The organism is Streptomyces sp. NPDC051684 (assembly GCF_044453445.1).
Classification (GTDB): domain Bacteria; phylum Actinomycetota; class Actinomycetes; order Streptomycetales; family Streptomycetaceae; genus Streptomyces.
Window position 1 is genome coordinate 1 of the sequence record NZ_JBITCS010000038.1, and the last position, 14,618, is coordinate 14,618.

Genomic DNA, 14,618 nt, shown 5'->3' on the forward strand with positions numbered 1-14,618 from the left:
AGGCGACGCGGAGCGTCGTCGACCGACGACAACGCCGCGAGCGTGCGTGCCAGGCCCCGCGAGCCCGGCCTGATCCAAACGACAAGCCCTAGGTCGTCCAGGTCCTGCCGTGCGTCCAGGCGGACGACGAGCGCCTCGTGCCCACCTGCCCGGACCTGCGCGCCCAACTCCGCCGCGAGGGCGAGCGCATCACGCGCGCGATCGAGGATCTACAGGCCTCGCGGGCGATCCTCGACACCATTATCACCGCCGCGCCACCAGGGGGCGTCGTCGGCGTTGCCTGACGCGGTCGAAGGCGGCCACCTTGGGGCGGAAGCCGCAATCGCCGGCACGGAAGCCGTAATCGCCGGTATGGATCTCGCAGTTGCTGCGGCCGGCATTCTCATTTCACGGCGTCGAGATGGCCCTGGATCTGTGCCACGACGACGGCGACGAGCTGGTCGAACTGGTCGTCCGTGGTGGGCATGGGGAGCGCAGCCGCTTCGCGCAGGGCGGGGATGTCGAGTTCGGCGTGGGCCGTCAGCCATGTGTCGGGGACGAGCGTGCCACGGTCCGTCGTGGCCTGCGCGACTGGGCGGTCGACCACGAGGGCGAAAGAGAGCGTGAGCAGGGAGAGGTGGCGGTGGGCCTCCAGGGCGGCCGGGAGGCCGATGCCGACGCCTTGGAGGAGTTGGAGGAAGCGGTCGAGGTTGACCAGGCGGTTGGGGTGCACGGACGCCGGGGGTGCGTCCTCGTCGAGGGAGACCAGTAGGGCACGCGGCCAGCGGCGGTACAGCTCACGCAGAGAACGTGCGTAACCGGCGACGGATTCTTCCCAGGCCTCGGGGTGCAGAGGCGGAGGGTTCCAGGAGTCGAGCATCTGCCCCAGGGCGAGATCGACGACGTCCTGGCGGTCCTCGACGTAGTTGTACAGAGCCCGCACGGTCACACCGAGTTCGGCGGCCAAGGCCCGCATGGTGACGGAACGGAACCCCTGCGTGCCGGCCATTTCCAGCGCCTTGGCGGCGATGGTCTCCCGGGTGAGGACGGGGCGGCCCTTGCGTGTGGTGGGTCGGCGGCGGGAGGCGGCAGGCATGGCGTCATCGTACGGCCCGCTTAAACTTCACGCATGTTGACTTTAGCGTCGAGGGGTCCCAGGGTGAGGGAACCGCCCCTGCTCGCCTGGAGGTTGCATTCCGCATGGCAGCTCAGAAATCCCGTCGCTTACCGCCGCTGAGCGGAGTGCTCGTCCTGGTGATGGCCTCCACGGGGCTGGTCGTCGTCGACCTCACGATCGTGGCCCTCGGTCTCCCCCTGATCAGCGCCGATGTCGCGGACGGGGGTTCGGCGGAGTCAGTGGTGGTGACCTACATGGTGGCGATGGGGGCGCTGACCCAGGCGGCCGGAAGCCTGTCGGACCGGTGGGGGCGGCGGTCGCTGTTCCTGGCGGGGATCGCCGTGTTCACGCTGGCTTCCCTGGCCGCGACGTTGGCGCAGGACCTGTGGTGGCTCAACGCCGCCCGGGTGGCGCAAGGTTGCGGTGCCGCAGTGATCATGGTGAACGGCATTCCGCTGATTTCCGACCGCTACACCGGCGAGGAGCGCAACCTCGCCATCGGCGCGTGGGGATCGTTCGCGACCGCGGCCGGGCTCCTCGCCCCGACGCTCGGTGGCGTGCTGGTCGACGCCTTCGGATGGCGTGCGGTGTTCGCGATCAACCTCCCGCTCGGCGCGGCGGCCTGGGCGTTGGCCGCCCGCGTACTGCCGCGCACTTCTCCCGCGCCTTCCGCCGCCGGGCGGCCGGACTGGCTCGGCACCCTGTTGCTCATGGTCGGTCTCGGCACCGCGACCCTGCTCATGCTCCGCGACGGCGACACACCATGGACGGGCCAGGACACCGCCGCACTGCTGATCGCCGGCCTGGCACTGGCCGCCTTCCTGGCCCTTCAACTTCGCGTCCCCAGACCGACGCTGGAACTGCGGATGTTCACCCGGCCCGCGTTCTGCGGCGCGATGCTCGCCGTCCTCCTCTCCCGCGTCCTGACGATCGGCGGCTCCGTCTACCTGGTCCTGTACCTGTCGGACGGCCTGGGCCTCAGCCCGACGTCGGCGGGGCTGCTGATGACTCCGATCTTCCTCGCGCAGATCGCCACCGGCATGGTCGGCTCCAAGCTGCTCAGCCACTGGGCACCCGGCCTGGTGATCGGCTTCGGCTACGTACTCAAGGGCGTCGGCTTCGCGGCCCTGGCGCCGCTCGCCGCACCCGACACTCCGTGGTGGGCGCTGCTCCTGCCGCTGCTGGCCTGGGGAGCCGGGGGCGGCATCGCCGGCGCCCCCGTCATGGCCGTGGCGGTCCAGGTCACCGAACCCGAGCGAGTCGGCATGGTCGCGGGGACCGTTTCCACTCTCGCCTCGCTGGGCGCCGGCGTCGGCACCGCGGCACTGGGCGCGATCTTCACTCTGTACGGCGGCGCCGGTTCGGGCAGTCAGGCGGTCGCCGACGGCACCCGGGCCGTCCTCGCCGGCTCCGCCGCGCTCGCGGCCGTCGCCGTACTCACCACACTCGTCCTCATCCACCCGCGCCGCGTCCCTCGCCCCGAACCGAGCGAGGCTCCCGCCGGGTGACCATGGGCGCCGGCTGTCGGCCGGCGTGTCCCGACGGCGAAGGGCTCATACGGACGCGAGGTCCGCAGGAGCCCTTGATGCGCCTGCCGGTGACGGGTGAGAAGACGATCACGAGCAGGACACCCGTGTCCGGTGATGTGTCCCTTGTGATGTGCCCCCTGACGTGTCCCTTGAGGTCAGGGCGCGAGGAGCAGGCTGTTGGCGCGCTCCTTGGCGGCGGCGTAACGCTTGGCCACGTCCTGCCAGTTGACGACGGCCCACATAGCCTCGATGAAGTCGACCTTCTGGTTCTTGTACTGCAGGTAGAAGGCGTGCTCCCAGGCGTCGAAGACGAGGATCGGGGTCGAGCCCTGACCGACGTTGCCCTGGTGGTCGTAGACCTGCTCGACGATCAGACGGCCCGAGAGCGGCTCGTAGGCGAGCACGCCCCAGCCCGAACCCTGCGTCGTCGCGGCGGCCTTGGTGAGCTGGGCCTTGAAGCCGGCGAAGGAGCCGAAGTACTCGGTGATCGCGTCCGCGAGGTCACCGACACCGTCGGCGGCGGTCGGCTCGCCGCCGCCACCGTCCTTCGGGCTGTTCATGTTGTGCCAGTAGATCGAGTGGAGGATGTGGCCGGAGAGGTGGAAGGCCAGGTTCTTCTCCAGGCCGTTGATCGAGCCCCAGGACTCCTTGTCGCGGGCCTCCGCCAGCTGCTCCAGGGTGTCGTTGGCACCCTTCACGTAGGCCGCGTGGTGCTTGTCGTGGTGCAGCTCGATGATCTGCGGGTTGATCACCGGCTCCAGCGCCGCGTAGTCGTACGGAAGCTCCGGCAGCGTGTAGATCGCCATCTCCAACACCCTCTGACGTTATTGCGAATGGTATGCAGGTGCACGCTAACAGCAGGAAAGATACGGTGCGATGCGGCGTTGGACCTAGGACCTGAGGCGTGCGTCGAGCCGGAAACAGGGGCGGCGGGCGCGGTCGCCCGCGGGAAGGTGGTCGCGTGATCGGCCGTTCACCCGGCGAGGCCGGAGGCGCGACAGTGCCGTCTCCCTCGGTGCGGTTGCGCGACCGTGGCCTGCGCGCCACCTCGAACCGCCGCCAGATTCTGCACCTCCTGGGCTCCCGCGACGCTCATCTGTCTGCGGCAGAGGTCTACGAAGCGCTGCGCCGGACGGGTGAACGAGTGGATCCGGCGACCGTCTACCGCACCTTGGAGGTCCTGACCGAGGTCGGCCTGGCGCACGCGGTCGACGGGCCGGGACCCAAGCGCTACGGCGACGGATCCGCCCCGCACCATCACGCCGTCTGCCGACGGTGCGGTGCGGTGAAGGACTTGCCTCTCGGCGGTCTGGCCGACGCGGCCCGCCACATCGAGGAACTGACCGGGCTGCGGCCCGACGCCTCCGGCGCGATGCTTTTCCACGGGCTGTGCGGAGCCTGCTCGGGCTGACCGCCGAAGCCCGTCGCCCATCTACGCCTTCGGGTGGTGCGAGGCCACGGTGAACAGGCGCGGCTGCACGTCGGTGGCGATGGTGGCGGCGAGGTCCATGTGGACCCGCGCCTCGGGGTCGGCGCGCATCGCCCAGTAGTGCTTCTCGCTCTCCCACTGGGCGTAGTTGACGACGCGTACACCGTCCTGGCTGGCGTGGAAGTTGGCGCAGATGAAGCCGGGCTGGTGCTTCATCGTCTCTTCGGTGGCGTGCGCGAGGAGGGCGATGAGCTCGTGCTGCCGCTCGGGGGCGACGGTGAACACGTTGATCAGTGTCGCCACGGTCCGGCTGCTGTCGATGGCCGCGGTGGTGGGCATGGGCGTCTCTCCAGTTCTGGCGTGCCGCATCCGGCTGCTGAGCAGGCGATCTGCCGCCACCGCCTTATTGCACATATATTGCAAGTGCAGTGAACGTGCAGAAGGAGGTCGTGGTGAGCGGACCGGTGGTGCTGGGGATCGAGTCGTCGTGCGACGAGACCGGCGCGGGCATCGTGAGAGGCGGAAAGCTGCTGGCCCACGTGGTGGCGTCGAGCATGGACGAGCACGCCCGCTTCGGCGGCGTGGTCCCCGAGATCGCCTCTCGCGCGCACCTCCAGGCGTTTACGCCGGTCGTGCGACAAGCCCTGTCCGAGGCCGGGATGCGGCTCGGGCAGATCGACGCGGTGGCCGTCACCACCGGCCCCGGGCTGTCGGGGGCGCTTCAGGTGGGCCTGGCCGGGGCGAAGACCCTCGCCTACGCGGCCGGAGTCCCGCTGTACGGCGTGCATCACCTGGCCGGGCACGTCGCCGCCGACACCCTGGAGCACGGCCCGCTGCCCGAGCCCTGCGTCGTGCTGATCGTCTCCGGCGGGCACACCTCCCTGCTGCTGGTCCGGGACCTGGTGAGCGAGCCGATCCTGCACCTGGGCGACACCCTCGACGACGCCGCCGGCGAATGCTTCGACAAGGTCGCCCGCATCCTCGGCCTGCCCTACCCCGGCGGCCCCGCCATCGACCGTGCCGCGAGGACCGGCAACCCGGATGCGGTCGCCTTCCCCCGCCCCCTGACCAAGGGCGGCGACGATCCGTACGCGTTCTCCTTCTCCGGTCTGAAGACGGCCGCCGCCCGCTGGGTGGAGCAGCACCGGCTGCGCGGCGAGGAACCGTCGGTCGCCGACGGCGCTGCCGCGCTCCAGGAGGCCGTCGCCGACGTCCTCACTCGCAAAGCCCTCCGAGCCTGCCGCGACCACGACGTGCGCACACTGATCGTCGTCGGGGGAGTGGCCGCGAACTCCCGGGTCCGCGCGCTCGCCGAACAGCGTTGTGCTGCGGCCGGAATCGAGCTGCGGGTGCCGCCGATGACGTTGTGCACGGACAACGGCGCGATGATCGCGGCGGTCGGCGACCTGTTGGTCCGCTCCGGCGCCGAACCGGCTCCGCTCGATGTGTCCATCGACCCATCCGCGCCGCTGGAGTACGCCTCCCTGACCCCGCTCTCCGCTCCTGCGACCCGAGCCGCCTGATGACCGCGGCCGTGCGCGTCGTACCTGGTCAGCGACTGCTCTCGTACGCGGACGGGGTGCGGGACGTCTACCGGGACGCTTTCGAGCGGCCTCCCTGGAACGAGGACGCCGGGCGGGCCGACGCCTACCTGGACCGGCTCGACGCGGACGTGCACCGCCCCGGCTTCACAGCGGCGCTGGCCCTGACCGGTGAGGCGATAGTCGGCTGGGCCACCGCCTGGGACACCCCGGAGTCCTTTCCCGCTGATCGTTGCTATCCGCAGGTCGCCGCCGCACTCGGGGTCCAGCGCACGCAGGACTGGCTGTGCGGCGCCCGCGAGGTCGACGAACTGGCCGTCGCCGGCCACGCGCGCGGAACCGGCGTCGGCGCACGCCTCCTGCACGCGGTCACCGAGGACCGTGCGGACGGCCGCTGCTGGCTGCTCACCGCTGCCCGCGCCACCGACACCCTCCGCTTCTACGAGCGGGCCGGCTGGACGGCGGCCACCCACCCGTCGTCCTCGGGCATGAGCCACGCGGCGTTACTCGGCCCCCGGCATCCCGCCCGACACCTCGCGCCCCGCCCCCTGTGATCACCGAAACCGTGGAGCAACACCCCATGCGTACCGCCGACATCCGTTCCCGCTTCCTAGACTACTTCGCTGCCCGTGGCCACACGGTGGTGCCCAGCGCGCCGCTGCCGACCCCGGATCCGACGCTGCTGTTCGTCAATGCTGGCATGGTGCCGTTCAAGCCGTACCTGACCGGCGAGCAGGAGGCGCCGTGGCCGCGGGCGACCAGCGTGCAGAAGTGCGTGCGCACCCTGGACATCGAGGAAGTCGGCAAGACCACCCGGCACGGCTCGTTCTTCCAGATGAACGGCAACTTTTCGCTGGGCGACTACTTCAAGCACGAGGCCATCGCCTACGCGTGGGACCTGTCGACCACGGCCCAGGCGGACGGCGGTTATGGCCTGGACCCGGACAGGATCTGGGTGACCGTGCACCATTCCGACGACGAGTCGCGGAGCATCTGGCGCGAGGTCGCCGGCCTGCCCGAGGAACGGATCGTCGCGCGCGGTGACGAGGACAACTTCTGGTCGATGGGCGTGCCCGGCCCGTGCGGCCCGTGCTCGGAGCTGTATTACGACCGCGGCCCGGCGCTCGGCCGTGAAGGAGGCCCGGCGGTCGACGAGGACCGCTACATGGAGTTCTGGAACCTCGTCTTCATGCAGTACGAGCGCGGAGAGGGACCCGGCAAGTCCGGCTACCCGATCCTGGGCGAACTCCCGCGTCGCAACATCGACACCGGCATGGGCCTGGAACGCATGGCCACCCTCCTCCAGGGTGTCGACAACCTCTACGAGATCGACGAGACCCGGCCGATCCTCGACCGCGCCGCCGACCTCGCTACCGTCCGCTACGGCGCCGACCCCCAGGCCGACGTCCGCCTGCGCGTCGTCGCCGACCACGTCCGTACCGCTCTGATGCTGCTGGCCGACGGCACCAGCCCCGGCAACGAAGGACGCGGCTACGTGCTGCGCCGCATCCTGCGCCGCGCGGTGCGCTCCATGCGCCAACTCGGCCACCAGGAGGCGGTGCTGGGCGAGCTGCTGGCGGTGGCCCGTGACTGCATGGCGCCCAGCTACCCCGAGGTGGCGGACGCCTACGCCCGCATCGCAGACCAGGCGCAGGGCGAGGAGGACGCGTTCCGCGCCACTCTCAAGCAGGGCACCACCGTCCTGGACACCGCCGTCACCCGGGTGAAGGAGGACGGCGGTCGGATGCTGCCCGGCGCTCAGGCTTTCCTGCTGCACGACACCTACGGCTTCCCCATCGACCTCACCCTGGAAATGGCCGCCGAACAGGGCATCGAGGTCGACCGCGACGGCTTCACCGCCCTCATGAACGACCAGCGCGAACGCGCCCGCGCCGACGCCCGCGCCCGCAAGTCCGGCGGCACCACCGACACCACTGCGCTACGCGCCCTCCTCGACGCGCACGGGCCCACCGACTGGCAAGCCTGGACCGCCCTGACCACCGAGTCCCGCGTCCTCGGCATTCTGGGCACGGCAGGCCCGGTCCCGGTCGCCCACGAGGGCGAGATCGTCACCGTCGTCCTGGACCGCTCGCCCTTCTACGCCGAATCCGGCGGCCAGGACAGCGACGCCGGCCGCCTCTCATCCGCCAACGCGGAGGCCGAAGTCCTGGACGTGCAGCGCCCGCTGCCCGGCCTCATTGCCCACCAAGTCCGCATCACCTCAGGCGAACTCGCGCCCGACGACCCCGTGATCGCGGCAGTCGACCCGGAATGGCGACTCGGCGCCCGCCAGGCCCACTCCGGCACCCACGTCCTGCACGCCGCCCTGCGCGAGACCCTCGGCCCGACCGCCCTGCAATCCGGCTCCTACAACCGGCCCGGCCACCTCCGCCTCGACTTCCCCTGGCGCGGAGCCCTGTCCACGGCCGTGCGCAGCGAGATCGAGGAAGCCGCCAACCGCGCCCTGCGCAGGGACCTGCCCGTCGGCGTGCGTTGGATGACGCTGCCCGAGGCCAAGGAGATCGGCGCGCTCGCCCTGTTCGACGAGACCTACGGCGAGAAGGTCCGCGTCGTCGAGATCGGCGGTGCCTGGTCACGCGAACTGTGCGGCGGCACCCACGTCGAGCACGCTTCCCAAGTCGGCACCGTCGCGCTGACTGGCGAGTCCTCCGTCGGCGCGGGCATGCGCCGCCTGGAGGCGGCCGTCGGCATCGAGGGCTTCAACTATCTGGCCCGCGAACGCGACCTCGTATCCAGCATCGCCGAGCAGATCGGAGCACCCCGTGGCGAGCTTTCCGAGAAGATCACTGGTCTGCTGGACCGCCTGAAGAACGCTGATCGCGAGAACGTACGCCTCAAGGCACAGGGCGTCGCCGCACAAGCTGAGCAACTGGTTTCGGAGGCGGTCGACGCGAGCGGCACACTCGTCGTGACCGCCTTGGTGCCGGGCGCGGCGCAGGAAGCGCGCGCTCTCGCTCTCGCCGTCCGCGACCGTCTCCCGGCGAACACGCCCGGTGCCACCGCGGTCGCCACTGAGGAGGGTGCCCTCGTCATCGCAGCCAATCGCGCCGCCACCGATACAGGTCTACATGCCTCCGCCCTGGTCAAGGCGCTACTGGACGGCCGGGGTGGCGGTAACCAGGACATCGCCCAAGGTGGCGGGGTTGCCGCCGAACGCCTCCGAAAGCTCCTGGCCGACCTGCCTTCCATCGTCGCGAGCGAATCCTGATCACCGACTCGTCTTGTAGACGTCTTTGTTCGTCCCAGCCCGCGGCGACAGGGGTGGTCTTGGCCATGAACGCGACACGCGGTAACGTCTCTCCGTTATCGACGACGGTACGACGGAAGCCGGTGAGAGTCCGGCACGGTCGCGCCACTGTGTTCCAGCTGTTCCCGGACCGCTGGTGAGTCAGACCCGTGACTGTCGTCCTGTGCACCACCGAGATGGGACGCGAACTCCCGAGGAGGCCCTGCCATGGCGCAGCATGTCGCCCAGCCGACCGCCACCACCCCTGTCATACCGGCCAAGCTGCCGTTGAAGGCCATTGCCCCCTGGGCGGCTTTCTTCGGCATCCTGATGCTGGTCCTGCTGTACTTCGTCGGCGCGGAACAGGGCGCCACGTCCGTGTTCAGCGGCGCGGAGGTTCATGAATGGGTGCACGACGCCCGTCACCTGCTCGGTTTCCCCTGCCACTGACCAGAGGGACACGAGCTTTCTCATGAACTCAACCACCGTACGTAACCTGCTTGTTCGGGGCATGCTCGCCGGTCTCGCAGCCGGCGTGCTTGCTCTCGTCATCGCCTACTGGCTCGGTGAGCCGATGGTCGACAAGGCAATCGGCTTCGAGGAGGCCCACGCCGGGCACTCGCACGGCGACGAGGTCGAACTCGTCTCCCGCAGCCTGCAGTCCACGGCCGGTCTCGCCACCGGCGTCCTCGTCTACGGGGTCGCCTTCGGCGGCATCGCGGCCCTTGCCTACTGCTTCGCCCTGGGCCGGGTGGGCCGCTTCGGCCCGCGCGCCACGGCGCTGCTGCTCTCCGGCTGCGCCCTGCTCGCGGTCTACGTCGTTCCGTTCCTGAAGTACCCGGCCAACCCGCCCGCCGTCGGCAACCCCGACACCATCGGCAAGCGGACCACCCTGTACTTCCTGATGATGGTCCTGAGCGTGCTGCTCGCGGTCGCCGCGACGATTCTGGGCAAGCGCCTCGCACCCCGCCTCGGCACCTGGTGGGCGACCGTGACCGCAGTCCTCGGCTTCGCCGTAGTCGTGGGACTGGCCTATCAGTTCCTGCCCGTCATCAACGAGGTGCCGGAGCACTTCCCGGCCGCGCTGCTGTGGCGCTTCCGGCTCTCCGCCCTCGCCATGCAGACCGTCCTGTGGGGCGGATTCGGCCTGGTCTTCGGTGAGTTGGCCGAACGCCTGCTGAACCCGAAGCCCGCGACCGCCGTGTCCGGGCAGGCGCCGGTGCCCGCCGGGCAGTGACCTGATCCGACGCACGCGAGAGGGCCCGCGGAACCAACCGAGGGCCCTCTCGCGTTTCACAGGCACCACCGATGAGGCGACGAATCGAGGAGCCGCGTGGGGAGACAACCCGAGCCGCGACACATCACGCTCGGCGGTCGCGAAGCGGTCGCCCTGACACTCGACGAGTATGCGCAGCTTCTCGCGAGCCGCCGCCAGATCGGCGGGCAGAGCGCTCGAGTCCGCGTACTGGCTCAGGAAGCCAAGCGCACGGCACGTCTGGTGCAGGGGCTGGAGGAACTCATCGAGCAGTGCGGCGCGGACTCCTGTCCCGCAGGCGGCAATGCTCCGTCTCCCCGGGCATCGCAAAAGGATCACCAGAAGGACGGCGAGTGCCCGCGCTGCGCGATCGCTGAGCTGTTGCGGCGGCACAGAGACGTGACCAACGGCTGATCCGTCCCCACCCACCAGGACGTCAGCGCGGACGGCCTTCCACCGGATACGGCACGTACGCCCGCCGATCCGGATCGATGGCCAGTCGACTGCCGGCCGGCGGCCGAGCCCGCTGCGCGCAGTCCCGTCGCTCGCAGATCCGGCAGCCGAGACCGATCGGGGTCGCGGCTCGCGAATCGTCCAGGGCGACGCCCTCCGCGTAGACGAGACGCTGCGCGTGGCGCAGCTCGCAGCCCAGGGCGACGGCGAATTCCGCGCGCGGCGCGTGGTGTCCGAAGCCACCCCGTGTGATGGTCCGTGCGACCCAGAAATACCGCTTCCCGTCGGGCATCTCGGCTACCTGGGTGAGGACGCGGCCAGGTGCGGAGAAGGCCTCGTACACCGTCCACAGGGGGCAGGTGCCGCCGAGACGGGAGAAGTGAAAGTCGGTGGCCGACTGACGCTTGGAGATGTTGCCGGCGCGGTCCACGCGCAGGAAGGAGAACGGGACACCGCGCTGCTGGGGACGTTGCAGGGTGCTCAGGCGGTGGCAGATGGTTTCGAATCCCACGCCGAAGCGGGCGGACAGCAACTCGATGTCGTAACGGACGCGTTCGGCTGCGTCGTGGAACATCGTGTACGGCATCACGAACGCTCCGGCGAAGTAGTTCGCCAAACCGATCCGTGCGAGAGCCGCTGACTCGGTCGACGTCAACTCGTCTGTTCGCTCCGTTAGTTGAGTGAGTATGGCGCCGTGCTCCAGCAGTGCCAACTGAGTGGCCAGCTGGAAGGCGCGCTGGCCCTCGCTGAGCCAGGGCGAAAGGAACAGCAGACCCGCGTCCGGATCGAATCGTCGCGCGTCCCCGGACCCGGAATTCGGTGGTGACGGCGCGGCCTGGACCACACGGATCCCGTGCCGCGCGTGAAGCCGCAGTCTCAGGGCTTCGGACGCGCGGCTCGGCTGTACCTCCAGGCTTCGCGACAGGCGTTCGGCCTCGGCGTCCAGGGACTCGAAGTGATTGTGGTGGGCGTAGAAGAAGTCGCGTACCTCGTCGTGAGGTTCACTGGGCGGCAGCAGCCGCCCGCTGTGGGGATGGGGGCCGGCCAAGGCTGCCGCTTGCTCGGCGGTGTCGCGGTATCGGTGATGCAGGGCTACGAGAGCGCGGGCCACCTCCGGATGGTCGCGCGCGGCCTCACCGATCTCCTCGGCATCAAGCGGCGGTGCGCCGCACGCCTCGTCCGCGAGGGCAGCCTTCAGATCCGTGGCCAGCCTGTCCTCGTCGGCATCGGAGAAGTACTCGGTGTCGACGCCGAAAACCTCCGCGATCGCGCGTAGCACGGAGGCGGTGAGCGGTCGTTGCCCCTGCTCGATCTGGTTGGCGTAGCTGGAGGAGATCTTGAGGGCTCGGGCCATGTCGATCTGATTCATGCCGCGCTCACGCCGCAGGCGGCGCAGCTTGGCATGGGCGTAGATCTTGCGTCCCGCCGATCGCTGCGTCATCGCACACCTCGCTCCGAGAGCCGCCCCGGCGCCAGGTGGACCGGCGGCTGACCTTGCGAACATAGCATCCGCGGAATTCGCAAATTCCGCAGAAACGCAGCTCAGCGCTGTACGAATTCCGCAGCCCGAAGAGCTGGCACACCGGTCGCCGGGAGGGCAGTCTCGATCACGTCAGCACCTTCGGGAATCTACGAGGAGCGCCGTGATCGAGCATTCTGTCCGTGTCCACCCCAGCGCCGACCGCCTTCCGCGAGAGGAGCAGCTGGCCTGGAAGCTCGCCGCCGTCGCGACCGCCACCGACGAGCTGGACCCGGGCAGTGCGGCGATGGCGGTGAACCGGGTCATCGACAACGCCGCGGTCGCCGTCGCCTCGCTGACCAGGCGGCCGGTCGCGGTGGCCCGCGACCAGGCCGCGGCACACCGCGCGAGTTCACCCGGCGCGTCCGTCTTCGGTTCCCCCGGCCGTGTCTCGCCGGAGTGGGCGGCCTGGGCCAACGGCACCGCCGTGCGTGAACTCGACTTCCACGACACTTATTTGGCGGCTGACTACTCCCATCCCGGCGACAACATTCCCCCGCTCCTCGCCGTCGCCCAGCACACCGGCCGCTCCGGCGCCGACCTCTTGCGCGGCATCGTCGCCGCGTATGAGGTCCATGTGGCCCTGGTGAAGGGCATCTGCCTGCACGAGCACCGCATCGACCACGTGGCTCACTTGGGCGCCGCGACGGCGTCCGGAATCGGGGCGTTGCTCCGCCTGCCGACAGAGACCGTGTACCAGGCGATTCAGCAGGCCGTGCACACGACGACCGCCACTCGTCAGTCCCGCAAGGGCGAGATCTCCAGCTGGAAGGCATACGCGCCGGCCTTTGCCGGGAAGGCCGCCATCGAGGCGGTCGACCGCGCGATGCGCGGGGAGAGCGCGCCATCGCCCATCTATGAAGGCGAGGACGGGTTTCTCGCCTGGATGCTGGACGGGCCGCAGTCGGACTACACGGTCCTTCTTCCCGAGCCGGGCGAGCCGCGCCGCGCGATCCTCGATACGTACACGAAGGAGCACTCCGCCGAATACCAGGCGCAGGCCATCATCGACCTCGCGAGGCGACTGCGCGAGAAGGCCGGCCCTCTGGACCGGGTGCGCTCGGTGGTTCTGCACACCAGCCACCACACGCACAATGTCATCGGCTCCGGAGCCGGCGACCCGCAGAAGTACGACCCCGCCGCCAGCCGGGAGACCCTCGACCACTCGGTGCCGTACATCTTCGCCGTCGCCCTGGAAGACGGGTCATGGCATCACGAGCGCTCCTACGCTCCCGAGCGCGCCCGGCGCCCGGAGACCGTCGCTCTGTGGCAGAAGATCACCACAGTCGAGGACCCGGAGTGGACCCGCCGCTACCACGATCCGGATCCGGACCGTCGTGCTTTCGGCGGGCGCGCGGTCATCACGCTGGAGGACGGCTCGGTCATCGAGGACGAACTCGGCGTCGCCGACGCACACCCGGTCGGCACCCGCCCCTTCGACCGACCTGCCTACGCCGGAAAGTTCCGCGCCCTCGCCGAAGGGATCGTCACGACCGGCAACCAGGGCCGTTTCCTGGAGGCCGCCGAGCACCTCACCGAACTCGCCGCAACGGACCTGGACGGGCTCTTCCCGGCCGTGGACACCGGGGCCGTCGCCGCCTACGACGCCCAGCTTCCGAAGGGCCTGTTCTGATGCTCCTCCACACCCGCACCACTCCCACGCAGCGCCGAAAGTCTTTCCGCGAACAGCTGGCCAGCGGTCGACTGCTGCGCATGCCCGGCGCACTCAATCCGTTGTCGGCCCGCCTGATCCAGGACAGCGGATTCGAGGCCACCTACCTCTCCGGCGCCGTCCTCGCCGCAGACCTGGGCCTCCCCGACATCGGCCTCACCACCTCCGCCGAAATCGCCGCCCGTGCCCAGCAGACCACCCGAGTCACCGACTTGCCGGTGCTCATCGACGCGGACACCGGCTTCGGTGAACCGATGAATGCGGCCCGCACCGTCCAGCTCATGGAGGATGCCGGCCTGGCCGGGCTCCATTTGGAAGATCAGGTGAACCCCAAACGCTGCGGCCACCTGGACGGCAAGTCCGTCGTCCTTCGAGAGGACATGGTCCGGCGGGTGCGCGCGGCCGTCGACGCCCGTCGCGACCCGGACTTCCTGCTCATGGCCCGCACCGATGCGCGGTCGGTCGAAGGGCTCAATGCCGCGATCGAGCGGGCCAAGGCGTACATCGACGCCGGAGCCGACGCGATCTTCCCTGAAGCCCTCGCGAACGAGGCCGAGTTCGAGGCGTTCCGCACCGCCGTCGACGTACCGCTCCTGGCAAACCTGACCGAGTTCGGCAAGACCCCTCTCCTCGACACCCAGACCTTGGAAAACCTCGGCTACAACATCGCCCTGTACCCGGTCACCCTTCTGCGCCTCGCCATGGGCGCCGTCGAGGACGGCCTGCGCGCCATCGCAAGCGACGGCACGCAGGAGTCCCTGTTGCCGCGCATGCAGACCCGATCCCGCCTGTACGAACTTCTCGGATACGAGGAATACGCGGCGTTCGACTCGGCCGTCTTCGACTTCACACTCCCGCCCGAGACCTGACCCACCGG

At 69.8% G+C, this 14,618-nt stretch carries 15 protein-coding genes and 1 riboswitch; of the genes, 11 read left to right on the top strand and 4 right to left on the bottom strand.

Annotated elements, in window-relative coordinates:
• Positions 1-137 precede the first annotated feature (137 nt).
• Entirely contained in the window at positions 138-284 is a 147-nt protein-coding gene (locus tag ACIA8D_RS33845) for a hypothetical protein (RefSeq protein WP_399238050.1), read from the top strand.
• Between the two features lie 98 nt (positions 285-382).
• Here ACIA8D_RS33845 and ACIA8D_RS33850 read toward each other — a convergent pair whose 3' ends face one another.
• Positions 383-1,075: a TetR/AcrR family transcriptional regulator gene (locus ACIA8D_RS33850; RefSeq protein ID WP_399238051.1), complete on the bottom strand. Its 693-nt coding sequence runs from the start codon at positions 1,073-1,075 to the stop codon at positions 383-385.
• A gap of 104 nt (positions 1,076-1,179) precedes the next feature.
• Here ACIA8D_RS33850 and ACIA8D_RS33855 point away from each other — a divergent pair, with 104 nt between their 5' ends.
• Positions 1,180-2,604: an MFS transporter gene (locus tag ACIA8D_RS33855; protein ID WP_399238053.1), complete on the top strand. Its 1,425-nt coding sequence runs from the start codon at positions 1,180-1,182 to the stop codon at positions 2,602-2,604.
• Positions 2,605-2,780: 176 nt separating this feature from the next.
• On the opposite strand, the gene ACIA8D_RS33860 is transcribed toward ACIA8D_RS33855, so the two are convergent.
• Positions 2,781-3,431 carry a superoxide dismutase gene (locus ACIA8D_RS33860; RefSeq protein ID WP_399238054.1) on the bottom strand — a complete coding sequence of 217 codons (651 nt, stop codon included), beginning with the start codon at positions 3,429-3,431 and terminating at the stop codon, positions 2,781-2,783.
• A 155-nt stretch (positions 3,432-3,586) separates the two neighbouring features.
• Here ACIA8D_RS33860 and ACIA8D_RS33865 point away from each other — a divergent pair, with 155 nt between their 5' ends.
• Positions 3,587-4,036 carry a Fur family transcriptional regulator gene (locus ACIA8D_RS33865; protein ID WP_399238055.1) on the top strand — a complete coding sequence of 150 codons (450 nt, stop codon included), beginning with the start codon at positions 3,587-3,589 and terminating at the stop codon, positions 4,034-4,036.
• A gap of 21 nt (positions 4,037-4,057) precedes the next feature.
• On the opposite strand, the gene ACIA8D_RS33870 is transcribed toward ACIA8D_RS33865, so the two are convergent.
• A complete protein-coding gene (locus tag ACIA8D_RS33870) occupies positions 4,058-4,393 on the bottom strand; it encodes an antibiotic biosynthesis monooxygenase family protein (protein ID WP_399238056.1) in 336 nt (111 codons plus the stop codon).
• Positions 4,394-4,518: 125 nt separating this feature from the next.
• Between ACIA8D_RS33870 and tsaD the strand changes: the two genes are divergently transcribed.
• From tsaD to ACIA8D_RS33900, 6 genes are all read left to right on the top strand, one after another.
• Positions 4,519-5,577, top strand: coding sequence for a tRNA (adenosine(37)-N6)-threonylcarbamoyltransferase complex transferase subunit TsaD (gene tsaD, locus ACIA8D_RS33875; protein ID WP_399238122.1), 1,059 nt, complete (start codon positions 4,519-4,521; stop codon positions 5,575-5,577).
• Positions 5,577-6,149, top strand: coding sequence for a GNAT family N-acetyltransferase (locus tag ACIA8D_RS33880; protein ID WP_399238057.1), 573 nt, complete (start codon positions 5,577-5,579; stop codon positions 6,147-6,149). The genes tsaD and ACIA8D_RS33880 overlap by 1 nt, the downstream gene beginning before the upstream one ends.
• A gap of 26 nt (positions 6,150-6,175) precedes the next feature.
• Complete coding sequence (alaS, locus tag ACIA8D_RS33885; RefSeq protein ID WP_399238058.1) at positions 6,176-8,824, top strand: alanine--tRNA ligase; 2,649 nt, start codon at positions 6,176-6,178, stop codon at positions 8,822-8,824.
• 68 nt (positions 8,825-8,892) lie between these two features.
• A riboswitch (cobalamin riboswitch) is annotated at positions 8,893-9,035 on the top strand.
• A 35-nt stretch (positions 9,036-9,070) separates the two neighbouring features.
• Complete coding sequence (locus ACIA8D_RS33890; protein WP_399238059.1) at positions 9,071-9,292, top strand: CbtB-domain containing protein; 222 nt, start codon at positions 9,071-9,073, stop codon at positions 9,290-9,292.
• 22 nt (positions 9,293-9,314) lie between these two features.
• Entirely contained in the window at positions 9,315-10,079 is a 765-nt protein-coding gene (locus tag ACIA8D_RS33895) for a CbtA family protein (RefSeq protein ID WP_399238060.1), read from the top strand.
• Positions 10,080-10,175: 96 nt separating this feature from the next.
• The gene (locus ACIA8D_RS33900; protein ID WP_399238061.1) at positions 10,176-10,511 is read left to right on the top strand and encodes a hypothetical protein; all 336 of its coding nucleotides are present in this window, start codon (positions 10,176-10,178) and stop codon (positions 10,509-10,511) included.
• Positions 10,512-10,533: 22 nt separating this feature from the next.
• Here the strand turns inward: ACIA8D_RS33900 and ACIA8D_RS33905 are convergent, their stop codons facing one another.
• Positions 10,534-11,991 carry a short-chain fatty acyl-CoA regulator family protein gene (locus ACIA8D_RS33905; RefSeq protein WP_399238062.1) on the bottom strand — a complete coding sequence of 486 codons (1,458 nt, stop codon included), beginning with the start codon at positions 11,989-11,991 and terminating at the stop codon, positions 10,534-10,536.
• Positions 11,992-12,193: 202 nt separating this feature from the next.
• Here ACIA8D_RS33905 and ACIA8D_RS33910 point away from each other — a divergent pair, with 202 nt between their 5' ends.
• Both ACIA8D_RS33910 and prpB read left to right on the top strand, forming a co-directional pair.
• Positions 12,194-13,702, top strand: a complete 1,509-nt coding sequence (locus tag ACIA8D_RS33910; protein ID WP_399238063.1) for an MmgE/PrpD family protein — start codon at positions 12,194-12,196, stop codon at positions 13,700-13,702.
• A complete protein-coding gene (gene prpB / locus ACIA8D_RS33915; RefSeq protein WP_399238064.1) occupies positions 13,702-14,610 on the top strand; it encodes a methylisocitrate lyase in 909 nt (302 codons plus the stop codon). Before ACIA8D_RS33910 ends, prpB begins: the two co-directional genes overlap by 1 nt.
• The last annotated feature ends 8 nt before the right edge of the window (positions 14,611-14,618 follow it).